Origin of the sequence: Streptomyces sp. NPDC059456 (genome assembly GCF_042750055.1) — a bacterium.
Classification (GTDB): Bacteria; Actinomycetota; Actinomycetes; order Streptomycetales; family Streptomycetaceae; genus Streptomyces.
The window spans coordinates 11,475-14,681 of the sequence record NZ_JBHYVA010000150.1 but is presented as its reverse complement, the minus strand read 5'-3'; the positions used below and the strand labels follow the sequence as shown (position 1 = coordinate 14,681).

Here is a 3,207-nt window from a genome sequence, read left to right as displayed (position 1 = left end):
GGGGCGCCCGTGGGGGGGGGGGGGGGGGCTGTCGGGGCCGGGGCGCGCTGGGGGGGGGCGGGCCCGGGGGCTTTCTCTCGTTGGGGGCGCCCCTCGCCCCCCGCCTTCGTCTGGGGGGCGGCGGCCCACGACTCGGCGTCGTTGCGCACCTGCTGGGCAGCCGACTCGGCGAGCTCACGGTGCTGCTCGGCCGCGCGACGGGCCTCCTCGCGCAGGTCCTTCGCCTCCTCCTCGGCCAGGCGCAGGATCTTCTCGACCCGGGCGCCCAGGCCGGCGTACGACGGCTCGGCGTCGCTCACCTGGGCCTGGGCGTTCTGCGTTTCGAGGTGCAGCTCCTCGATCCGCTTTTCCAGAGAGTTGATACGTCCAAGGGCGCTGTCGCGGTCGGAGACCAGCTTGGTAATGCGGTCGTCCACCTGACCGCGGTCGTAACCACGCCGCACGAGCTCGAAGCCGAAGGGGGAGGAAGTGTCGCTCATGGGGTTCCTGTCGAATGAGACCGATGAGGTGCTACGTGAGGTGTTAGGAGAATCCTAGGCGCCGAACCGGCGTGTCATCGAGTCAATCCACGTTTGATCTGGACAATGACACCCCTTTTGAGTGGCAAGACGACAGAATGCTTGTCACTCGTTCGGCTGAACCTTCATCAGGAACACACATCTTGAGCGATTGCTAGCCCTCCGACGCCTTCCCACCCGAACGAGTGGAACCCGCAGCGGCTCCCGCCTTCACGCCCCCCGCGCCCTGACCGCCGACGGCCGGCTTTCCGCCGCCCGAAGGCGCCTCGAATGATTCCAACGCCTCAAGAACGTCCTGGACACGGGAGATCTCCGCCTGAATGTCCTCGCGCCTGCGCACCAGGACCTCCAGTTCACGGCGGCCCTCGTCGACCAGGCGCTCGGCCTCCGCCTTCGCCTCCGAGAGGGCCTTGTCGGCCTCCCGGCTCACCTCGGCCTTCTTCTGCTCGGCCTCCTTGAGCAGCGCCTCCGCCTTGCGCACCGCCGCGATCCGGACCTTGCTCGCCTCGCTGCTCGCGTCCGACACCAGCGCCTTGGCCTTCGCCTCGGCCTCCACGCTCTGCTCGGTCGCCGCCCGCACCAGCTTGTCCACGCGCTCGCCCGCCGACTTCATCTGCTCGGCGGACTCCCGGCGGGCCCGCTCGTGCAGCTCCTCGACCTCGCCCTCGACGCGCGAGCGCAGCTCCTCCGCCCGCTCCCTTATGGCGGCCGCATCGCTGCGCGCGCCGACCAGCAGCTCGTTCGCGTCCGTACGGGCCTTCTCCACCAGGGAGTTGCCCTCGACGGTCGCCTCCGAGGAGATCCGCACGGCTTCCTTGCGGGCCGCGTCGACCATCGCGTCGGCCTGCTCCTCGGCCGCCGTCGTGGCGGCCAGCGCCTGGGCCTTCGCGTCGGCGGTCAGCTTGTCCGACTCCGTTGCGGCCTCGGTGATGAGCCGGTCCACCTGCTCCGCGGCCTCCGTGCGCCGCTTGTTGGCCTCCTCGCGGGCCTCGTCCAGCAGCCGCTCGGACTCCTCGCGGGTCTCGGTACGGGTGCGCTCCGCCTCGGTCGCCGCCTCGGCCTTGACCCGCTCGGCCTCCGAGCGGGTACGGGTCGCGTGCTCCTGCGCCGACGCCAGGGCATCGGAGGCCTCCGCGCGCAGCCGCTCGGACTCGGCCTGCGCCTCGCCGACCGTGCGCTCGTTGTCCTTGCGGGTCTGCTCGGTGAGCTTGTCCGCCTCGGACGCCGCCTCCGTGATGAGCCGGTCCGCCTGCTCGGCGGCCTCGCTGCGCAGCCGGTTCGCCTCCGCGCGCGCCTCGTCGAGCGTCTGCTCCGACTCGCGCTCCGCGCCGGCCAGCGTCTCGTTGGCCGCGACCGTGACCCGGTCCGCCTCCGCGGTGGCCTCGCCGATGATCCGGCCGCCCTCCGCGCGGGCGTCCTCCAGGACCTGCGCCGCCTCCCGGCGCAGCCGCTCGGCCTCCGCCGCGGCCTCGCCGACCGTGGCCTCGTTCGCCGCACGCGTCTCGTCGACCAGCCGGTCGCCCTCGTTGCGGGCGTCGACCAGGATCCGGGTCGCGTCCCGCTCCGCCGCCGCCAGCATGTCGGTCGCCTGCCGGGTGAGCCGCTCGGCCTTCGCCGTCGCCTCGCCGACCGCGGTCTCGTTCGCGGTGCGCGTCTCCTCGGTGAGCCGCTCCGCCTCGGACACGGCCTCGGTGACGAGCCGGTCGGCCTGCTCCGCGGCCTCCGTGCGCAGCCGGCCCGCCTCCACGCGGGCCTCGTCCAGCGTGCCCGCCGCCTCGGTACGGGTGGCGTCCGCGGCCTCGGCCGCCTCGGCGGTGATCCGCTCCGCCTCCGCGGTGGCCTCGCCGACGGTCGCCTCGTTCGCCGACCGGGTCTCCTCGGTGAGCCGCTCGGCCTCCGCCGTCGCCTCGGCGACGATCCGGGCGCCCTCGGCACGCGAGGACTCCAGGGACTCCGCCGCCTCGCCGCGGATCCGGTTCGCGTCGGCCCGGGCGTCGGCCCGGGTACGGGACGCGTCGCGTTCGGCGGCGGCCAGCGCGTCCGTCGCCTCCGTACGCACCCGCTGCGCGTACTCGGCGGTGTCGCTGCGCAGCTGCTCGGCCTCGGCGATCGCGTCGCCGACCGTGCGCTCCGCCAGCGCCTTCGCCGCGTCCGTCTCGGACCGCGCCTCGCTGCGGATCCGGTTGGCGTCCTCGGTGGCCCGCTCGCGCTCGGCGTAGGCGTCCGCGCGGACCCGCGAAGCCTCCTCCTCGGCCTCCGTCTTCGTACGCTCCGCCACGTGCTCGGCGGCGCTGCGCAGCCCGGTGATCTCCTCCTCGGCCTGCTCGTGCAGACCGGCGACGGAGTCCCGCACCTGCTGGGCGGTGGCCTCGGCCGCCGACACCAGCTCCGCGGCGCGCCGCTCCGCCTCCTCGGTCAGGCGGGCCGCCTCGGCCTGCGCCTCCTCGGAACGCCTGCGGGCCGCGGCCAGCAGTTCCTCGCTCTGCTCGCGGGCCTGGGCCCGCTCGCTGTCGGCGTCCGTCCGGGCAGACGCCAGGGTCTCCTCGGCCTCCCGGCGGCGCCGCGCGGCCTCCTCCAGCGCGGGGGGGAGCCCCCCCGCCGGCGCCGCGGGGGGACACCCGGGGGGGGGCTGGCCGGCCGCGCGCCGCCCGGGAGCGGGGGCCAGCGCCGCGGTCGCCCCCCCCGCCCC

Annotated in this window: 1 protein-coding gene and 1 pseudogene; both read right to left on the bottom strand. The window is 74.9% G+C overall.

The features are described from left to right. A partial coding sequence (locus ACFXA3_RS15885; RefSeq protein ID WP_385187144.1) for a DivIVA domain-containing protein occupies positions 1-479 on the bottom strand: 479 nt, incomplete at its 3' end. Between the two features lie 193 nt (positions 480-672). Beyond that, a pseudogene (locus ACFXA3_RS15880) lies at positions 673-3,207 on the bottom strand (hypothetical protein); the annotation flags it as partial.